This window comes from Micromonospora sp. NPDC049047, from assembly GCF_040649135.1.
Taxonomy (GTDB): domain Bacteria; phylum Actinomycetota; class Actinomycetes; order Mycobacteriales; family Micromonosporaceae; genus Micromonospora.
Map to the genome: position 1 here is coordinate 172,140 of NZ_JBEZEY010000010.1, position 19,143 is coordinate 191,282.

General features: G+C 72.8%; 18 protein-coding genes and 1 pseudogene. 18 read left to right on the forward strand and 1 reads right to left on the reverse strand.

Features of this window, described 5'->3' with window-relative positions:
• Positions 1 to 425: 425 nt before the first annotated feature.
• The 18 genes and pseudogenes from AB0B86_RS18425 to AB0B86_RS18510 all read left to right on the forward strand — a co-directional run bounded on the left by AB0B86_RS18425 (position 426) and on the right by AB0B86_RS18510 (position 18,482).
• Positions 426 to 1,868, forward strand: coding sequence for a putative peptidoglycan glycosyltransferase FtsW (locus AB0B86_RS18425; protein ID WP_357408579.1), 1,443 nt, complete (start codon positions 426 to 428; stop codon positions 1,866 to 1,868).
• Positions 1,868 to 2,974: an undecaprenyldiphospho-muramoylpentapeptide beta-N-acetylglucosaminyltransferase gene (murG, locus tag AB0B86_RS18430; RefSeq protein ID WP_357408463.1), complete on the forward strand. Its 1,107-nt coding sequence runs from the start codon at positions 1,868 to 1,870 to the stop codon at positions 2,972 to 2,974. Before AB0B86_RS18425 ends, murG begins: the two co-directional genes overlap by 1 nt.
• Positions 2,971 to 4,374: pseudogene (murC, locus tag AB0B86_RS18435) on the forward strand (UDP-N-acetylmuramate--L-alanine ligase); the annotation flags it as partial. The gene murG and the pseudogene murC, both read left to right, overlap by 4 nt.
• 158 nt (positions 4,375 to 4,532) lie before the next feature.
• The gene (locus tag AB0B86_RS18440; RefSeq protein WP_357408465.1) at positions 4,533 to 5,351 is read left to right on the forward strand and encodes an FtsQ-type POTRA domain-containing protein; all 819 of its coding nucleotides are present in this window, start codon (positions 4,533 to 4,535) and stop codon (positions 5,349 to 5,351) included.
• Positions 5,352 to 5,596: 245 nt separating this feature from the next.
• Complete coding sequence (gene ftsZ, locus AB0B86_RS18445) at positions 5,597 to 6,712, forward strand: cell division protein FtsZ (protein WP_357408467.1); 1,116 nt, start codon at positions 5,597 to 5,599, stop codon at positions 6,710 to 6,712.
• A 9-nt stretch (positions 6,713 to 6,721) separates the two neighbouring features.
• Positions 6,722 to 7,465 (forward strand): YggS family pyridoxal phosphate-dependent enzyme, encoded by a 744-nt coding sequence (locus tag AB0B86_RS18450; protein WP_357418713.1) that lies wholly within the window; start codon positions 6,722 to 6,724, stop codon positions 7,463 to 7,465.
• Positions 7,466 to 7,654: 189 nt separating this feature from the next.
• A complete protein-coding gene (gene sepF / locus AB0B86_RS18455) occupies positions 7,655 to 8,347 on the forward strand; it encodes a cell division protein SepF (protein ID WP_357408470.1) in 693 nt (230 codons plus the stop codon).
• A 30-nt stretch (positions 8,348 to 8,377) separates the two neighbouring features.
• Positions 8,378 to 8,683 (forward strand): YggT family protein, encoded by a 306-nt coding sequence (locus AB0B86_RS18460; RefSeq protein WP_357408473.1) that lies wholly within the window; start codon positions 8,378 to 8,380, stop codon positions 8,681 to 8,683.
• A gap of 44 nt (positions 8,684 to 8,727) precedes the next feature.
• Positions 8,728 to 9,534: a DivIVA domain-containing protein gene (locus AB0B86_RS18465; protein ID WP_357251070.1), complete on the forward strand. Its 807-nt coding sequence runs from the start codon at positions 8,728 to 8,730 to the stop codon at positions 9,532 to 9,534.
• 81 nt (positions 9,535 to 9,615) lie between these two features.
• A complete protein-coding gene (locus tag AB0B86_RS18470) occupies positions 9,616 to 10,407 on the forward strand; it encodes a hypothetical protein (protein WP_357418715.1) in 792 nt (263 codons plus the stop codon).
• Between the two features lie 10 nt (positions 10,408 to 10,417).
• Entirely contained in the window at positions 10,418 to 10,723 is a 306-nt protein-coding gene (locus AB0B86_RS18475; RefSeq protein WP_357418718.1) for a DUF167 domain-containing protein, read from the forward strand.
• Between the two features lie 22 nt (positions 10,724 to 10,745).
• The gene (locus AB0B86_RS18480; protein WP_357408479.1) at positions 10,746 to 12,245 is read left to right on the forward strand and encodes a potassium/proton antiporter; all 1,500 of its coding nucleotides are present in this window, start codon (positions 10,746 to 10,748) and stop codon (positions 12,243 to 12,245) included.
• A 227-nt stretch (positions 12,246 to 12,472) separates the two neighbouring features.
• Entirely contained in the window at positions 12,473 to 12,892 is a 420-nt protein-coding gene (locus tag AB0B86_RS18485; protein ID WP_357418720.1) for a TraR/DksA C4-type zinc finger protein, read from the forward strand.
• A gap of 64 nt (positions 12,893 to 12,956) precedes the next feature.
• A complete protein-coding gene (lspA, locus tag AB0B86_RS18490) occupies positions 12,957 to 13,571 on the forward strand; it encodes a signal peptidase II (RefSeq protein ID WP_357418721.1) in 615 nt (204 codons plus the stop codon).
• The gene (locus tag AB0B86_RS18495) at positions 13,568 to 14,512 is read left to right on the forward strand and encodes an RluA family pseudouridine synthase (RefSeq protein ID WP_357408483.1); all 945 of its coding nucleotides are present in this window, start codon (positions 13,568 to 13,570) and stop codon (positions 14,510 to 14,512) included. The genes lspA and AB0B86_RS18495 overlap by 4 nt, the downstream gene beginning before the upstream one ends.
• Positions 14,513 to 14,554: 42 nt before the next feature.
• Entirely contained in the window at positions 14,555 to 15,589 is a 1,035-nt protein-coding gene (locus AB0B86_RS18500) for a hypothetical protein (RefSeq protein WP_357418723.1), read from the forward strand.
• Between the two features lie 95 nt (positions 15,590 to 15,684).
• A complete protein-coding gene (locus AB0B86_RS18505) occupies positions 15,685 to 17,451 on the forward strand; it encodes an ATPase (RefSeq protein WP_357408486.1) in 1,767 nt (588 codons plus the stop codon).
• A 56-nt stretch (positions 17,452 to 17,507) separates the two neighbouring features.
• The gene (locus AB0B86_RS18510; RefSeq protein ID WP_357418725.1) at positions 17,508 to 18,482 is read left to right on the forward strand and encodes a DUF2567 domain-containing protein; all 975 of its coding nucleotides are present in this window, start codon (positions 17,508 to 17,510) and stop codon (positions 18,480 to 18,482) included.
• On the opposite strand, the gene AB0B86_RS18515 is transcribed toward AB0B86_RS18510, so the two are convergent.
• Positions 18,397 to 19,101, reverse strand: a complete 705-nt coding sequence (locus AB0B86_RS18515; protein ID WP_357408490.1) for an LON peptidase substrate-binding domain-containing protein — start codon at positions 19,099 to 19,101, stop codon at positions 18,397 to 18,399. The two genes, AB0B86_RS18510 and AB0B86_RS18515, sit on opposite strands and share 86 nt — an antisense overlap.
• Positions 19,102 to 19,143: the final 42 nt, after the last annotated feature.

Consider the following 19,143-nt stretch of genomic DNA (forward strand, 5'->3'; position numbering starts at 1 on the left):
CGTTGGCGGCTGACCCAGGATCCGCGCAACGTCGGCGACGTCGCCGCCTCGACGAGTTTCCGAGGCGGCCACCTCCTCGACCTTGCGCGGATCCTGCGGTTCGACACGCCGGGAGATTCGTTGTGGGCTCGCCGGGCGGGGCTAGCGGTGATGATGTCGGGGTGGGGGAGGAACCAGGCACCGACGACAGGGACGACCGACCGACCGGCCGGCCTCGGCGGTCAGCGGGCTCGGCGGGCACCGTGCCGTCGCGCCGCGCGGACGACCGGCGCGGCCCGAAACCCGACGCGACGGCGCGGGAGCCGACGCCGGGCGCCAAGCAGCCGGGCGCGACAGCGCGCGGTAAGGCGTCCGGCGTGACGCCGGACGACGCCCACGTTCCGGAACCGGGTGCGGCGCCACGCGCGGCGCAACCAGCACCGTCAGTGCCGCTACTCGGGCTGGACGCGGCCGGCGGGCTCGCCGCGCTGCGCGGCCTGCTGGACCGGCCGCTGGCCTCCTACTATCTGCTGTTGTCGAGCGCCGGCCTGCTGCTGTTGATCGGGCTGACCATGGTCTTCTCGGCGACAAGCGTGAAGGACTACGCCGAGGACGGCAACGCCTCGGCGTCGGTGACCAAACAGGCGATCTTCGCGGTGATCGGCATCGGGGTGTTCTGGGCCTGCCAGCGGCTGCCCGCCAGCACCTACCGGTCGCTGGGCCGGCCGCTGCTGTTCACCGCTATCGCGCTGCTGCTGGTGCTCAACCTGCTGCTCGCGTACGCGCGCCTGACCCACCAGGACTCCGCCCGGATCGGCCCGATCGAGGCGCGGCTGCTCTGGCTGTTCATCGGCGGCATCCAGGTGCAACCGTCCGAGCTGGCCAAGATCGCGCTGGTGCTGTGGGGCGCGCACGTGGTGGCCCGCAAGGGCGCCGCGCTGGGCTGGTGGCGGGAGTTGGCCACCCCGCTCTTCCCGGTGATGGGCCTGCTCTTCGTCCTGGTCGGCTACAACGACACGGGCACCATGCTCTGCCTGCTGGCCCTGGTGGTGGGCCTGCTCTGGGCCGCCGGGGTGCGGATGCGGGTCTTCGGCGCCCTGACCGTGGTCGGTCTGCTCGGCGTCGGCCTGCTCATCGCGGTGGCCTCGCTCGGCGCCGGTTCCGGCGAGAAGGGCGCGGACAACTACCGGCTGGCGCGACTGACGCTCTTTCTCAACCCACCGCCGCCGGACGAGTGCGGCGACCCGTGTTACCAGTTCTATCAGGGCCGGCTGGCCATCGAGCACGGCGGCTGGTTCGGTGTCGGGCTGGGCAAGGGCAGCCTGAAGTGGGACTGGCTGCCCGAGGCGCACAACGACTTCATCTTCGCGATCATCGCGGAGGAGTTGGGCGTGATCGGGTGTGTGGTCATCCTCAGCCTGTTCGCCGTCCTCGCGTACACCGGGTTGCGGATCGCCCGGCGGGTCGACGATCCGTTCCGCCGGCTCGCCGCCGCCGCCGTGACCACCTGGCTGGTCAGCCAGGCTGTGATCAACATCGGTGGGGTGGTCGGGCTGCTGCCGATCACCGGCCTGCCGCTGCCGTTCATCTCCGACGGCGGAAGTGCCCTGGTCGTGACGTTGGCCGGCATCGGCATGCTGGCCTCCTTCGCCCGCGCCGAACCCGATGCGGCCAGAGCACTGCATGCCCGTCCGCCGGCCCGGTGGGTCCGACTACTCTGGGCCCCGTTGCCGCCGCTTCCCGGCCGGCGTCGCCGACCGGCGACGCCGCCGGCGGCCCGAGGGCCCGTGCCCCGGTCCCGCGAGCGGCGCCATGACGACCAGGCCGCGCCGCGCGGGGTCCGCCAGGACCGCAGCCGCGGTGGTGCGGCGAGCGAGAGGAGACGCTGATGGGTCCGCTGCGTTCGGTGGTGCTCGCGGGAGGTGGCACCGGGGGGCACGTCTACCCGCTGCTCGCCTTCGCCGACTGCCTGCGCCGACACGACCCGGGCGTCCGGATCACCTGCCTCGGCACACCGCGGGGCATGGAGAACGACCTGATTCCGCCGCACGGCTACGAGCTGCGGCAGATCCCGGCGTACCAACTGCCCCGGTCGGTGAACATGAACCTGGTCCGCACCCCGGGCCGGATGTGGACCGCGGCCCGCGCCGCGGGCAAGGTGATCGACGAGGTGCAGGCCGACGTGGTCGTCGGCTTCGGCGGGTACGTCTCGGTGCCGGCCTACCTCGCCGCCTGGCGCCGGGAGTTGCCCATGGTGATCCACGAGGTGAACGTGCCGCCGGGCGTGGCCAACCGGCTGGGCATGAAGTTCACAAAGAACATCGCCGTCGGCTTCCCGCACCAGCCGAGCCAGGCCGAGTCGCTGCGCGACGCCACAATCGTCGGGGTGCCGCTGCGGCGCACCATCGCGGGCCTTGACCGGTACGCGCTGCGCAACGCCGCCCGCGCCCACTTCGGGCTCCGCCCGGACCTGCCGGTGCTCTTCGTCTCCGGTGGCTCGTCGGGCGCCCGCTCGATCAACCTGGCGGTCTCCGGGGCGGCCAAGGAGTTGGCCCGCAACGGTGTGCAGGTGCTGCACGTGATGGGCGCCCGTAACGAGCCGGTGCCGATCCCCACCGACCTGCCGGTGCCGTACGTGACGCTGCCCTACCTGTCCGAGATGGAGCTGGGTTACGCCGCCGCCGACCTGATGCTGGCCCGGGGCGGGGCGATGACAGTGGCCGAGGTGGCCGCGATCGGGCTGCCCACGATCTACGTGCCGTACCCGCACAGCAACCAGGAGCAGCGGCGCAACGCGCTGCCCGTGGTGGAGGCCGGCGGTGGGCTGATTGTCGACGACGCGGAACTCACCCCGGACTGGTTGGAGCGCACCGTCATTCCGCTCATCCGCGACCCGCAGCGGACGGCAGCGATGGGTGCCGCCGCGTCGGCGTACGGGCGGCGCGACGGTGACGAGGCGCTGCGTTCCTTCGTCATCGCGGCGGTGGCCCGATGACCGCGCAGTTCACCCCGGCCGGCACGCTCACGGCGGAGGACCTGGGCGCGGTCCACCTGATCGGCGTGGGCGGGGTGGGCATGCTCGGTGTGGCCCGGCTGCTGCTCACCCGGGGCATCCGGGTCTCCGGCAGCGACCTGCGGGAGTGGCCCTCGCTGGAGGGGCTGCGGGCGCTCGGCGGCACCATCCACCTCAGCCACCAGGCCAGCAACCTCGACGGGGTGGACACCGTCGTCTACTCGTCGGCCATCCCACAGGACCACCTGGAGCTGGTCGAGGCGCGTCGGCGGGGCCTGCGGGTGCTGCACCGCTCGGAGGCCCTGGCCGCGGCGATGACCGGCCGTCGGGCGGTGGCGGTGGCCGGCACGCACGGCAAGACCACCACCACCTCGATGGTGACGATGGTGCTCCAGCATGCCGGCGTGGATCCGTCCTTCGTGATCGGTGGGGAGATCTCCGAGGTCGGCTCGGGCGCCCACCACGGCACCGGCGAGCACTTCGTGGTCGAGGCGGACGAGAGTGACCGCTCGTTCCTCATCTACCGCCCGTACGTCTCGATCATCACCAACGTCGAGGCCGACCACCTGAACACCTACGGCGACTACGCGACGCTGGAGGCGGCGTTCGTGGAGTTCGCCCGCCTCACCGACCCGGACGGGTTCATCATCACCTGCGCCGACGACCCGGGCGGTCGGCGGCTGGCCGAGAGCCTGCGCGCCGAGGGGCGGCGGGTGTTCACCTACGGCGAGGCCGCCGACGCCGACCTGCGACTCACCGAGATCGTCTCCTCCTCGCGTGGGGTGCGCTACCTGGCCGCTGTCGACGGCCGGTCGCTCGGCGAGTTCCGGCTGCCGGTGCCGGGGCGGCACATGGGGCTGAACAGCGCCGCCGCGGTGCTCACCGCGTACCTGCTGGAACTGCCACTGGAAGCGGCGGAGGCCGCGCTCGCGGTCTTTCCCGGGGTGCGCCGGCGCTTCGAGCGCAAGGGTGTCGCGGACGGCGTGCTCGTCTACGACGAGTACGCCTACCACCCGACCTCGATGACGCTCGCCATGCAGACGCTGCGCGAGGTGGCCGGGGACGGGCGGTTGATCGTCGTCTTCCAGCCGTACCGGCTGTATCGCACCCGCGACAACCAGGCGGAGATCGCCGCCGCGCTGGCCCTCGCCGACGAGGTGGTGCTGCTTGAGGTCTTCGGGCCGGGTGAGTTGCGGCAGCCCGGCGAGGGTTCGGCGGCGCTGATCGCTGCGGTGCAGCTGCCCGCCGACCGTAAGGTCTTCGTGGAGTCGTGGGAGCAGGCGCCGGTCGAGGTGGCCCGTCGCGCCCGCTCGGGGGACGTGGTGGTCACCATGGGCGCCCCGCCGATCTCGCTGATGGGCGACGAGTTGCTGGCGGCGCTCGGTGCGCGCACGGCCGGCCCGGCGCCGACCACGACCGTCGACCCGGCGGCCACGTCCCCGGCGATCACTGATGCGGTGCCGGGTGGGACCACGGCCGGCGGCGACGGAGCGGCTCTCGGTGGCACCGCCGCGCCCGGCGGCGCGGCGCCCCTGGCCGGATGAGTCCCGGCCCGTCCCGGGGACGGACCAGCGGCGCCGACGGTGGTGTCCCGCGGCGTGGGCCGGCGCGGCGGTGGCAGCTGGTCCGGGCCGGGCGCGACGCGGTGCCGCCCTCGACCCGTCGGTTCATGGCTCGGGCCCGGCAGCGTCGGATGCGCGCGGCGCTGCCGTGGGCGGTGGCGGCCGGGGTCCTCGCCCTGGCCGGGCTGGTCGCCTGGACGGTGCTCGGCACCGGCCTGTTCGGGGTTCGGGAGGTGCGGGTGGAGGGTGTCGGTCTGGTCACCCCGGTGCAGGTGCACGACGCGGTCGGCGTGCCGGAGGGGGTGCCGCTGGCCCGGGTGGACCTGGCCGCCGCCGCCCGCCGGGTCGGTGCGCTGCCGGCGGTGGAGCGGGCCACGGTCTCCCGGGACTGGCCCGGGACGCTCGTGGTGCGGGTGACCGAGCGCACCGCGGTGGCGGTGGTGCCGCAGGGGGCGGCGTTCGCCGTGATCGACCGCAGCGGGGTGGCGTTCCGGACGGTGGACCGGCGTCCCGCTGATCTGCCGCAGGTGACGGTGGGCCGTCCGGCGGCCGACGACCCGGGCACCCGGGCCGCGCTGGAGGTCCTCGCCGCGCTGACCCCGCAGCTGCGCGCGGAGTTGGTGGACCTGCAGGTGGAGGGGTTGGCCCGGATCAGCCTGCGGTTGCGCGGGGACCGGACGGTGGTCTGGGGCGACGCGACAAGGGGTACGGACAAGGCCCGGGTGGCCACCGCCCTGTTGGATGAGGACGCTGACCGGATCGACGTGAGCGCGCCCGATGTGGTGACGTTTCGCTGACCGGACAGCGCCCACGGCGGTGACCCGTCGCGCTCGGCTCGGCGACACGCCGGTGGGGTCCTTGGCTCATCGCGCGGTGGCGCTTACGTTGCCCCGAAGAGGAACAGTGGTTGACATAACTGTAAGCCTCTAGTAGAGGGTGAGGGTTCACCTCTGAGCCTCGCTGGTGACAGCTGTCGTCGGCCGCTGGTCTGGCCACGCCGTACCCGGTCGGCCGAAGCCAATCTCGAAGGAAAGGACCGGAGATGACACCTCCGCACAACTATCTGGCGGTCATCAAGGTCGTCGGCATCGGGGGCGGCGGGGTCAACGCCGTCAACCGGATGATCGAGGTTGGGCTCAAGGGCGTCGAGTTCATCGCGATCAACACCGATGCCCAGGCGCTGCTGATGAGCGACGCCGACGTCAAGCTCGACGTGGGCCGGGAACTGACCCGCGGCCTGGGCGCCGGCGCCAACCCCGACGTCGGCAAGAACGCCGCCGAGGACCACCGCGACGAGATCGAGGAGGTGCTCAAGGGCGCCGACATGGTCTTCGTGACCTGCGGTGAGGGCGGCGGCACCGGCACCGGTGGCGCGCCGGTGGTCGCCAACATCGCCCGCAAGCTCGGCGCGCTCACCATCGGCGTGGTGACCCGGCCGTTCTCCTTCGAGGGCAAGCGCCGCCAGGTGCAGGCCGAGACGGGGATAGACGAGCTGCGCAACCAGTGCGACACCCTGATCGTGATCCCGAACGACCGGCTGCTGGCCCTGGGTGACCGCAACATCAGCATGATGGACGCGTTCCGCACGGCGGACCAGGTGCTGCTCTCCGGTGTGCAGGGCATCACCGACCTGATCACCACCCCGGGTCTGATCAACCTGGACTTCGCCGACGTCAAGAGCGTGATGAGCGGCGCCGGCAGCGCGTTGATGGGCATCGGCAGCGCCCGCGGGGAGAACCGCGCGGTCGAGGCGGCCGAGGCGGCCATCTCCAGCCCGCTGCTCGAGCAGAGCATGGACGGCGCACGGGGCGTGCTGCTCTCCATCGCCGGCGGTTCCGACCTGGGCCTTTTCGAGATCAACGACGCGGCCCAACTGGTCACCGACGCGGCCCACCCGGACGCCAACATCATCTTCGGCGCGGTCATCGACGACGCGCTCGGCGACGAGGTGCGGGTGACTGTCATCGCGGCGGGCTTCGACGGCGGCACGCCGGCGTACAAGGCGGCCGAGCCGACCCGCAAGACCAACACCAACCAGCCCGCGCCGCAGAACACACCGGTGCCGGCACCGGTAAGCAACCCGGCACCGGCCCAGTCGCCGCGTCGGGTGCTCTTCGACGACGTCGACGTTCCCGACTTCCTCAAGAACGGGTCCTGAGCCCCGCCGATGACCGACAGCTCAGCCACTGTACGACCGGACCGGCACGCCGAACTGGCGGCCGGCCTGGCCCAGATCCGGTCCCGCATCGCCGACGCCTGCGCGCAGGTCGGTCGGGACCGTGCCGAGGTCACGATGATCGCCGTGACGAAGACCTACCCGGCCAGCGACGTGCTGGCGCTGGCCGGGCTCGGGGTGACCGACGTGGGGGAGAACCGCGACCAGGAGGCGTCCGGCAAGGCCGCCGAGGTGGCCGCGGCCGGGGTACGTCCACGGTGGCACTTCATCGGTCAACTGCAACGCAACAAGGCCCGCTCGGTGGTCCGCTACGCCGACGCGGTGCACTCCGTGGACAGTGTCCGGCTGGCCCGGGCGTTGGCGGCCGCGACCGCCGACCGGGAGGTGCCGCTGGACGCCATGGTCCAGGTGAGCATCGACGGCGACGCGGCCCGGGGCGGGGCGCTGCCCGGTTCGGCCGATCCGGGCGCCGGGTTGGAGCCGGTGGCCGAGGCGATCGCCGACGCGCCGGGGTTGCGTCTGGCCGGTCTGATGGCGGTGGCTCCGCTGGGTTGGGAGCCGGACCGGGCCTTTGCCCGACTCGCGGAGGTTGCCGGCATGTTTCGGACCGTCCATCCGGGAGCCACCGGACTGTCCGCCGGGATGAGCGGGGATTTCGAAATCGCCATCCGATACGGCGCGACACATGTCCGCGTCGGTAGCGCGTTGCTCGGAATGCGTCCCACGCTGCGGTAGCCTGACCGCGAGACATGCAAATTACATCAGTGTTGTTTCAGGGGCGGCGTCTCCTGGTCGGGGTCGTGCGCGCGACGCGAATCGCGCGCCGGGGGGATTGCGGTTCCGGTCCGGTGGGCATGGTTGTCCACTCGCGACGGGCGACATGGCACGGGGGCGCGTGCCGCACGGCGGACGGAAGGGCGCGGGATGGGTGCACTGCGCAAGGCGGGGGTCTGGCTCGGTCTGGTCGAGGAAGACGACGAGCGGGCCTACGACGACGGTGGCTACGACAAGGGTGGCTACCGCGACTCGCGGTACCGGCAGAGCAGGTACGCCGAGGAGTTCGCCGACGAGGATGAGGACGACACCGAGGAGCCGCCGGCTCCCCGGCCGCGGGCAAGCGAGCGGGGTCGACTCTCCGAGCGGACGAGCGGGCGGTTGAGCGAGTCCGAGCGTGGTGACGGCGAGCGCGCGGAACGGGTCGAGCGGTCAAGCGTCCGGTCGATCACCAGGTCGTCGGCGGGCGAGACCTCCGGTGCGCTGACGTACCACACCCGGGACAACCTGGCCCTCGCGCCGCAGGTCACGTCGCGGGAGCGGGCGCTGCCCGAGGAGGAGCAGCGCTACCAGATCACCACGCTGCACCCGACCACCTACCGGGAGGCGCGCACCATCGGTGAGCACTTCCGCGACGGCGTCCCGGTGATCATCAATCTCACCGAAATGGATGAGGCCGATGCCCGCCGTCTGGTTGACTTCGCGGCCGGGCTGGCGTTCGGCCTGCGCGGTACGATCGAGCGCGTGACCAACCGGGTGTTCCTGCTCTCACCGGCAAACGTCCAGGTCACCGCTGAGGACAAGGCCAAGATCGCTGAGGGCGGCTTTTTCAGTTTGAGTTGACCCCGCCCGACCCGAGGGACGTCGCTGACCGTGTTGTCGATCTTACTGCAAGTGCTGTACCTGATCCTTTATGTCTTCCTGCTTCTTCTTCTGTCCCGGTTCGTGTTGAGCGCCGTCCTGCAGTACGGCCGGCGCTGGCAACCGAGCCGTGGTGCATCGGCAGGATTGGAATCCGTGTGGAGCGTCACTGATCCCCCTCTCAACGCGTTGAGGCGTGTGATCCCTCCGCTGCGAATTGGTACCGTGAGCATCGACCTGGCCTCCCTTGTGCTCCTGGTTATCCTGTTCGTGCTGATGGAGTTCGTGTTAGGGCCGTCGATCAGGGCATCTGCCTGATGACCGACGCGCTTTCGCGGCCGCAACTGACCCGAGGAGTTTCGATGCCGCTGACCCCGGCCGACGTCCACAACGTCGCCTTCAAAAAGCCGCCGATCGGCAAGCGGGGGTATGACGAGGAGGAGGTCGACGCCTTCCTGGACGAGGTCGAGCGCGAGCTCGCCCGTCTCATCGAGGAAAACAACGAGCTGCGCGCCCAGGTGGAGCGCGGCGGCCGTGGCGGTGCCCCCGCCGGCCCCGGCGGCGACGCCCGACTGGCGGCGGAGCTCAACGACGTCAAGGCCCAACTGGACCGGGTGCAGCGCGACAAGTCGGCGGCCGAGCAGGCCGCCCGCGCGATGCAGGCCGAGCTGGAGCAGGTCCGCGCGACCGGCGGTCCGGCCGGCGGCGTCACCGGTGACGGCGAGCAGCAGGCCCTGCGCGTGCTGATGATGGCCCAGCGCACCGCCGACGACCACGTGTCCGACGCACGCCGCGAGGCCGACCAGTTGCTGTCCGAGGCCCGCGGTAAGGCTGAGGAGGTGACCCGCGAGGCTCGCGCGAAGGCCGACGCCCTGGAGCGGGACGCCCGCCAGCGGCACCAGGAGGCCATGGGCGGCCTGGACGCCAAGCGCACGGCCCTGCAGAAGCACATCGAGGAGCTCAAGCAGTTCGAGCGCGAGTACCGCACCCGGCTCAAGGCGTACCTGGAGAGCCAGCTGCGTGACCTCGACGGTCGTGGCCAGGGTCTGGAGGCCGAGATGACCCGGTCCGAGGCAGGCCGGGTCGCCGGCGGCAACGGGCTGGCCGCTGCGGGTCTCGCCGGTTCGTACGGCAGCGGGCGTTCCGGCGCCCTCGAAGCCGGACGCTGAGCGCCCGGCCGGCGGTCGCTTTCCACAAATGGTGACGGTCGCCGGCCTTGTCTGGACGGTACGACGCGGCGGGGGTGAGCCGTGATAGTCGCAAGTCTCCTGCTCATCCTCGTCGCGGTGGTGCTCCTGGTGCTCGGCCTGGCCAGTGGCTCCAGCTTCATGTTGATCATCTCCATCGCGGCCAGTCTGCTGGCCGCCGTGGCGTTGGTGGCGGGTGCCCGCCAGGCAGCCGCCAACCGTGCGACGGCGGATCCCGGCCGGGCCGGCCGGCGGCAACCGGAAGCGCCCCGCACGGCCAGCCAGGCCACACCGGGTGTCGCGTACGGACCTCCGCTTGTCGAGCCGGAGGTGCCGGTCCAGCACGTGCCCACGACGGTCGGCACCGGCGGCACCGGGTGGCGGCAACCACCCGCGCCGCCGGTCGACCAACCGGCACCCGCTGCCGCGCGGGTCGATGACGCGCCCCCGTTCGACCCGCGGGTCGATGACGCGCCCGCGTATGACGCGCCCCCGCATGACGCGCCCCCGTTCGACGAGGGGGCGCCGTTCGGGTCGTCGGTCGACACGTCCCCGGCGGCCAGCCCGGTCAGCCCGGCGACGGCGAGCGACGGCGATCCGCGCAACGATGCCCCGGCCGCCGACGAGCCCGCCGAGCAACCTGTCACTCCCGCCGAGGCCGCCCGGGTGGCCCGACTCACCGCCGCCGTCGAGGTGGTGGACGGCCACCCCCGCTACCACCTCGCCAGTTGCTCCTATCTGGTTGGCCGGGTGCCCGAGCCGCTGCCGGTCGCCGAGGCCGCCGAACTCGGGTTCACCCCGTGCGCGCACTGCGCGCCAGCTACCGCCCTGCTCGCCGACGCCCGGCCGATCTGAAGCGGCCACGGTGCCCGCGCAGGACACGCTCACCGTGGCGGTACGCGTGAAGCCAGGAGCCTCGTCCGCGCGGGTGGGCGGCCGCTTCGACGGCCCGCACGGGCCCGCCCTCGTGATCGCCGTGCACGAGCCGGCCGTCGACGGTCGGGCGACCGAGGCGGCTCGCCGGGCGCTGGCCGCTGCCCTGGGTGTCCGGCGGGCCGAGGTCGCGCTGCGCGCCGGCGCGGCCAGTCGGGACAAGCTCTTCCTCGTCGATCGGTCCGGCCCGGAGCTGTCCGAGGTGCTGCGCCGACTGCGCGACGGATCCGCCGAGTGAGGAACGCCCAGGCCAGGCAGCCGTGACGCCCGGGTTTGATATCGCGCTGCTGCTGGGGGCGGCCGTGCTGCTGGTCGCCGTCGGCGCGGTGCGACTCTCCACCCGGCTGGGTGTGCCCAGCCTCCTTGTCTACCTGGCGCTTGGCGTGGCGATCGGCGAGGGCGGCCTGGGCATCCGCTTCGACGACGTCGAGTTGACACGTACCCTCGGCTTCTGCGCACTGATCGTGATCATCGCGGAGGGTGGTCTGACCGCCCGGTGGTCCACGCTGCGGCCGGTGCTCGGGCTGGCGTCCGCGCTCTCCACTGTCGGTGTGGTCGTGAGCATTCTGGTGGTCGGCGTCGCCGTGCACCTGTTGCTGGGGTTGGACTGGCGGTTGGCGCTGCTCTACGGTGCGGTGCTCTCGTCCACCGACGCGGCGGCCGTCTTCGCCACCCTGCGCCGGCTGCGGTTGCCGCCTCGGCTGGTGGCGACGCTGGAGGCCGAGTCGGGCATGAACGACGCCCCGGTGGTGCTGCTCGTGGTGCTGCTGTCGCATCAGGGCTGGTCGCATCCGTGGTGGTATGAGGTCCTGCTGGTCTGCTACGAGTTGGGCGTCGGTGCCGCGGTCGGGGTGGGCGCGGGAGTCGCCGGCACCTGGGCGCTGCGCCGGGCCGCGCTGCCCTCGGCCGGGCTCTACCCGATCGCCGCGGTGGGCATCACCGTGCTGGCGTACGCGGCGGGGGCAGTGCTGCACGCCTCGGGATTCCTCGCGGTCTACGTGGCCGGGGTACTGCTCGGCAACGCCCGACTGTCGCACCGGCAGGCGATCCTCGGCTTCGCGGACGGGCTGGCGTGGCTCGCCCAGATCGGGTTGTTCGTGCTGCTCGGGTTGCTGGCCTCGCCGGGCCGGTTGGACGCGGCGGTGGTGCCGGCGGTGGTCGCGGGGCTGGCCCTGGTGCTGCTGGCCCGTCCGCTGTCGGTGGCCGTCTCGGCGCTGCCGTTCCGCGTGGGCCTACGCGAACAGGCGTTCCTGTCCTGGGCCGGGCTGCGCGGGGCGGTGCCGATCGTGCTGGCGACCATTCCGCTCTCCGAACGGGTGCCCGGCGCGGAGCGCCTCTTCGACGTGGTCTTCGTGCTGGTGGTGATCTTCACGCTGGTGCAGACCGGCACGCTGGGGCCGTTCGCCCGTCGGTTGCGGGTGACCGCGCCCGCGGAGGCCACGGAGATCCATCTGGAGACCGCGCCGCTGGAGCGGATGCGGGCGGACCTGCTCCAGTTGGAGGTGCCACCGGGCTCGCGGTTGGCGGGCGTGCACGTCGACGAGTTGCGGCTTCCCCTGGGCGCGTCGGTCACCCTGGTGCTGCGCGACGGGGTGGGTTTCGTGCCCACCCCGGGCACCCGGCTGAAGACCGGCGACAGTCTGCTGATCGTGGCGACGGCCGGGGTGCGCGACGCCGCCGAACGGCGGCTGCGGGCGGTCAGTCGGCGCGGCCGGCTGGCCCGATGGTTTGGCGAGTACGGGGACGAGGCGGTCAATTGACCTGCTAGCGTTCCCTTTGCCCCGGTTAGGCAGGGCTAGGGGTAGTTGAGCGGTGCGACGGTGCGGCACGTTGTCGGACGCCTGTACGTTCCGTATTCTTGCCAACCTCCGGAGTGCGCGGCCATCGTCGCCGTGCGCCCCTTTTCGTACATATAGGGGACGTCGTGGTTGGCGCCCCCTGACCAGGTGCCGCGGATCACGCGGCTCCGCGGCCGAGGGAGCGACCCATGGCGAAGCCAGCCGACACCAGGACCCCCGGGCGCAAGCCGGTGGCCAAGGCCACCCGTAGCACCGCGGAGACCGAGAAGATCCGGGCGGCGCTGGCGGCGCGGCGGGACGAGCTTCGCGCCGAGTACGATCAGACGCTGAGCGAGATCACCGAGCTGCAGCGCGATCGGCTGACCGACTCGGCCGGGGACGACCAGGCCGACACGGGCACCAAGACGCTCGAGCGGGAGCAGGAGATCTCTCTCGCCAACAGCATTCTGGAACGGATCACACAGGTCGAGCGCGCTCTGGAGCGTCTTGACGAGGGTGGTTACGGCTGGTGCGAGCGGTGCGGCAACCCGATCCCGGTCGAGCGCCTCGCCGCCTTCCCGTCGGCCACCCAGTGTGTGACGTGCAAGCAGCTGGAGGAGCGGCGCTGAGGTCCGCTCCCCGGCGGCGATGAGACGGTGAGCGATCACCGCCGAGACTGTCGATGGGGAGCGCATGACCGCAGCACCGTCCGCCGAACCCGGCCGCACCGACCCGGGCGGCGACAAACGCCGGCCCCGGGCCGTCGCGATTCTTGCCGGAGTCGCCCTGGTGGCCCTGCTGGCCGACCTGGTCACCAAGCACCTCGCGTTGGCCGCGCTCACCAACCGGGAGCCGGTCCGGCTGCTCGGCGGAGCGGTCTACCTGAGTCTGACCCGTAACAGCGGTGCCGCCTGGAGCATCGGCGCGGACCACACCTGGATCTTCCCGTTGATCACCATCGGTGTGGTCGGCTGGATCGTCTGGATGGCCCTGCGGCTGCGCTCGGTGCCGTGGGCGATCTGCCTCGGCCTGGTGCTCGGCGGCGCGCTGGGCAACCTCGTCGATCGGATCTTCCGGGCCCCCGCGCCGTTCCACGGGCACGTGGTCGACATGATCAGCCTGTTCGACCCGTGGGGCCAGGTCTGGCCGGTGTTCAACCTGGCGGACAGTTCGTTGGTCTGCGGGGTGCTGCTGGCCATGGTGTTGGAGTTGACCGGCCGCCAGCGCGACGGCCGGCGGGCCGGACGCGACGGCGCCCCGGTCGAGACGGACGCCACCCAGGGCGCGGACCAGCGGGAGCGGGCATGACCTCCGCGTTCGCCGCAGGCGGCGACCACCGTTCCCTGCCCGTCCCGGACGGCCTCGACGGCATGCGACTGGACCAGGCGGTGTCCCGGCTGTTCGGGCTCTCCCGCACCGCCGCCGCGGCGCTTGTCGATGCCGGCGACGCGCTTGTCGACGGCACCTCCCGCGCCAACTCGCACAAGGTCAAGGCCGGCTCGTGGCTGGAGGTCACGCTGCCCGCCCCGGTCGCGCCGCCGACAGTGGTGCCGCAGGCGGTGCCCGGCCTGCGGGTGGTCTACGCCGACGACGACATCGTGGTGGTCGACAAGCCGGTGGGGGTGGCCGCGCACCCCAGCCCCGGCTGGACCGGCCCGACGGTGATCGGTGCCCTGGCGGCGATCGGGCACCGCATCTCCACCAGCGGTGCCGCCGAGCGGCAGGGCGTGGTGCACCGACTCGACGTGGGCACCACCGGGATCATGGTGGTCGCCAAGAGCGAGCAGGCGTACACGGCGTTGAAACGGGCCTTCAAGTACCGCGAGGTGGACAAGGGCTACCACGCGGTGGTGCAGGGTCACCTGGACCCGCTGCGCGGCACCGTCGACGCGCCGATCGACAGACACCCCACCCACGACTACCGCTGGGCGGTTGTCTCCGGCGGTAAGCCGAGCATCACCCACTACGACACCCTGGAGGCGTTCCCGGCGGCCAGCCTGGTCGACGTCCGACTGGAGACCGGCCGGACCCACCAGATCCGGGTGCACTTCTCCACCATGCGGCACCCCTGCGTGGGTGACCTGACATACGGTGCCGACCCCACCCTCTCGGCCCGTCTCGGCCTGGCCCGACAGTGGCTGCACGCCCGCGAACTGAGCTTCCTGCACCCCCGAACGGGGGACGAGGTCCGGTTCGTCAGCGACTACCCTGACGACCTGGACCGCGCGCTCCAGATCTTGCGTGACTGAGCGGCGACCGCCCGACAACGATCCGACGAGGGGATCCCGCCCGTGCGCGCCGGCAACCTGCTGCGGCAGCTCGACCAACGGTTGCTGCCGCCGCTGACCCGGGCCGTGGCCCGGCTGGGCGACCGGCCGACCCGGTCCGGGGTGCTCACCTGGGCGGCCGCGCTGTCCGCGGCGGCGGTGCTCGGCACCGCTCTCTGGGCCGCCGACGAGACTCCGTCGGGCGACCCGACGGTGGGCGAGGTGACCCGGGTCGGCGTCACCGACGGCGACTCCGCGCCCGGTTACCTGCGGTCCGCCGCGGCCGACCTGGCCGCGCTCAGCAGCCAGTCTGCCCCGGGCACTGCCGACGGGACCTACGCGCTTGTCACACTCGACGCGTACCTGCCGCCGCAGCGGCTGGCGATGGTGCTCGGCGACGTTCCGGTCTCGACGGTCTTCGGGCGGGTTCCGCTGCCGGGGCGGCAGACCGAGATCGTCAAGATTCCCGCGCTGCGGGTGCCGGACGACGTGGTCGCCGGAATGGACCAGGTGGCGTCGCGCAAGGAGACCGAAGCGGCCGACTACCGGGCCAGGGCCGCCGCGGTCGACGGCGACGGGGCGAGCGAGCGGGAGTTGCGGGCGCGTTACGCGAGCGGCGCCGAGGTGGCCGCTGCCGAGGCGGCCGCGTACCGCACCGGCTGCGCCTGCGTCTACGCGGCGGTGGTACGAGCGGCACCTGTCGTGTTGCGCGGCATGGCGGCTCGACCAGACGTGCGGGCTGTCGATCCTGCCCCGGAGGTGTACCGGCTGGACCGCACGGTCTTCACACCACCCCTGCCCGAGCAGCGGGACGTGGTGCGCCCGCCCGCCGACACCGGGCCGACGCCGGAGTCGGCACCGGCCGAGCGGTCGGAGCCGGCACCGGGACTGCCGGCGCCCCTGGCATCGGTGGGCGAATCGTCGGAACCCGCACCCGTCGTGACGATTCCGTTACCTGAGCCGTCCTCGCCGGAGCCCACCGAACCGCCCCCGCCGAGCGTTACCACCTCGCCGGACGTGGCCATCGCCGTCGAACCGCCGACGCCCACGTCGTCGTGATCTGCGTCGGCTGGTGTGCGTTCTGAGGTGTGGTCCGAATAGGGTTTGCTTCGTAGCCTGTCAGACGAAGAGCGATGGTGCTGGGAGGGCGGGCCGTGGAGGGCAGTGAGACCGGCTGGGGCCGGCCGGCCGAACCAGCGCCGCGGTGGCGCGCGTTGTTGGACCGCGCCCGGCTGGGCGCTCGCGGCGCGGAACAGGCCGAGCCGGAGCGGCGGGCCGACGAGGCGCCTCCGGACGCGCTGCCCCGACGCGCCGCCCCGAACGGGTACGCCGGTCGGGCGCCCGCCGTCGGGCAGCCGGCGGAGTTGCCGTACGGCGCGGACCCCGCCTACCGGGCCGAGGCGACCTACCGTGTCGATCCCGCCTATCGGGCCGAGCCGGGGTACCGGGCGGAGCCCGGCTATGGGGCGGAGCCGGCGTACCGGACCGAGCCGGCCTATCGCGCGGAGCCGGCCTATCGCGCCGAGCCGGATTACCGGGCGGAGCCGGGCTACCGGGTTGAGCCGGATTACCGGGCCGAGCCGGGCTATCGCGCGGAGCCGGGCTATCGGGCCGAGCCGGGGTACCGGGCGGATCCCGGCTATCGGGCGGAGCCGGACTACCTGTCGGAGCCGGCGTACCGGACCGAGCCGACCTATCGCGCGGAGCCGGGCTATCGGGCTGAGCCGGATTACCGGGCCGAGCCGGGCTATCGCGCGGAGCCGGGCTACCGGGCCGAGCCGGGTTACCAGGCCGAGCCGGGTTACCAGGTGGAGCCGGCGTACCAGGCCGAGCCCGAACCGTCGCCCCGCGCGCCCGAGCCCGCCCAGTCCCGCTACGCGCTGCTTGACAACGGCTACCGGCAGGGCGACCCGGCAGCGGAGTCGCGGTACGCGTTGTTGGAGACCGGCTACCAGCCGGAGACCGGTTATCCGGTGGCCGTGCCGCCATCGCCACCTGTCGCACCCCCGCCGGCCCCGCCAGTGGTGCCACCGCCCAGCCCGTCGGTCGGCCCGGCGATCGCCGAACCCGCCTACCCGGCCCGGGTGGAGTGGCGCCCGCAGGGCGCCGACCCGGAGCAGGAGCGGGCCAACGGGGTGCTCCGCCGCGACCTGGGCACGCCCCGGGTGTTCGCCTTCGCCAACCCCAAGGGCGGGGTGCACAAGACCACCGCCACCGTGCTCGCCGCGGCGACCGTCGGCAGCGTGCGCGGACAGGGCGTACTGGCCTGGGACGACAACGAGCTGCGCGGCACCCTCGGACTGCGCGCCGGCAGCGCCCGGCACGCCCGGACGATCCGGCACCTGGTCGGCGACCTGGCCCAGATCGAGATCCTGGAGGGCTCGACCCTGCTGGGTCGACTCGACGACTACCTGCGGCACGCCTCCGACGGCTCGTACGACGTGCTGGCCGGTGAGGAGAGCCCGCGCTTCGCCCAGCGACTTGACCAGTTCACCGTCCGGCGGGTGTTGGAACTGCTGCGGCGCACCCACGACGTGGTGTGCGTGGACACCGGCAACAACGTGGAGAGCCCCAACTGGCGCACGGTGATGCAGGCCGCGGATCAGTTGGTGGTGACCACAGTGCCCCGCGAGGACGCGGCGTTCAGCGCCGACTGGATGCTCGACCTGCTGCACGAGGAGGGCATGGGCGAGCTGGCGGACAACGCGATCACCCTCATCTCCTGCCCGACCCCGGGTCGCTCGCCCCTGCAGGACGACCTGGAGCGGCACTTCGCCACCCGTACCCGGGGGGTGGCCGTGGTGCCGTACGACCCGGCGCTGGAGACCGGGTCGTCGATCGAGTACCACCAGCTTCAGCCGGAGACCCGGCAGGCGTGGCTGCGCGCGGCGGCGATGATGGTGGAGCCGTTCGCCCGGTGAGCTGGTCTGCCGCCACCGGGGCCCCGGCCCCACATCGGGCCTGAGAGGATCATCGGGTGAGCCCGGACAACCTCGACCGTGAGCGGCCCGTCGACGAGCCCGACCGATCCACGCCGCCCCGATCGCCGGGCGCGACACCGCCAGTCGATGCGCAGCCGTCAGCGGGCGAGCAGTCCTCGACGGATGAGCCGCCGCCGTCAGTGGATGAGCCGCCGGCAGTGGACGCGCAGCCTTCGGCGGGTGGACTGCCGCCGTCAGCGGGCGAGCAGCCGCCGGCAGTGGGCGAGCAGCCGCCGTCAGCGGGCGCGCCGCCGGCCGTGGGCGAGCAGTGGGCTGGCGCTGCCCCTTGGGGGGCGTACCAGAGTTCGCTGGAGCTGAACTTCGACGAGCCGCGCCGTCCGCTGCGTGCCGCGGTGACGGTGTTGGGCGCCGTGCTCGCGCTGGCCGTGCTCGGTGTGCCGTTCGGGCTGCTCTGGGCCGCGCTCGCGCCGGACACCCCGGTGGTCAAGACCGTCGAGGGGGCGATCTACGCCGACCCGCAACCGGAGCAGCCGATCGCCGCGGACGGGTGGTTCAGCCTGCTCGGGCTGGGCTTCGGGCTGCTGGTCGCGCTCGCCCTGTGGTTCGTGCTGCGACGGCGGCGGGGTCCGGTCGGGTTGCTCGCCGCGGTGCTCGGCGCGTTGGTCGCCGCCCCGGTGGCGTGGCAGGTGGGTCGGCGCGTCGGCCTGGCCACCTTCGACCGGCTGCTGGCCACCGCCCCGGCCGGGCAGGCCTTCACCAAGCCCGCGGACCTGCGGGCCGGTGGGGTCGACTGGCTGCTCGGCGTGCTGCCGGTGCCGCACGGCAACCTGCTACTACCGGCGTTCGGTGCCGCGATCATGTACACCCTGCTGGCCGGCTGGTCGCGGTGGCCGGGGCTGCGCCCGGAACCGGACCCGGCGGGGCTCAGTTGGGTGTCGGCGGGGACGCCAACTCCGTCAGCGGCACCGGCACCGCCCGCACCTGACGAAGCAGAGCCGCCTCGCGGTTGAGCAGCCGCAGCTCGGCGCGGAGCCGGGCGGCGGTGTCGTCGATGGCCAGCAGCCGCTGGCGGTCGTCGACGGTGAGCGCCGCGGTCGCCGCCACCAGGTGGGAGAGCACTGTCGGGTCCTCCGGCAGCTGCTCGGAGATCTCCTCCGGGTCGGAGCGGATCAGGCCGAGGTACTGCCGGAACACGGCGATCACCCGGGTGGCCAGCAGCTCGGCCACCTCGTCCGGGCCGCCCGGGTCGGGCAACCACTCCACGTCGGCGGTCAGGTAGGGCGCGGCGCTGTCGTCGACCTCGGCGATCCGGAAGCGACGTCGGCCGACGGTGACGATGTCGAAGCCGCCGTCGGCCAGCTCGGTCACCTGGCGCAGCTCCGCGGTGCAGCCCACCTCGTGCAGGGTGACCTCGCCGGCGCTCGGCGTGGCGCGGGCGCCGGGTCCGGCGGGCGCGACCTCCCAGCCCGCCTGGATGGCCACCACGCCGAACTCCCGCGGCGCACCCTCGGGCAGGTTGACCAGGTGCCGCACCAGCGCCCGGTAGCGCTCCTCGAAGATGTGCAGCGGCAGCACCAACCCGGGGAAGAGCACTGTGGCGAGCGGGAACACCGGCAGCCGTGCGGTCACATGGTCGAGCCTAACCAATCTTGCCGGCGGCGGCGTGGCCCG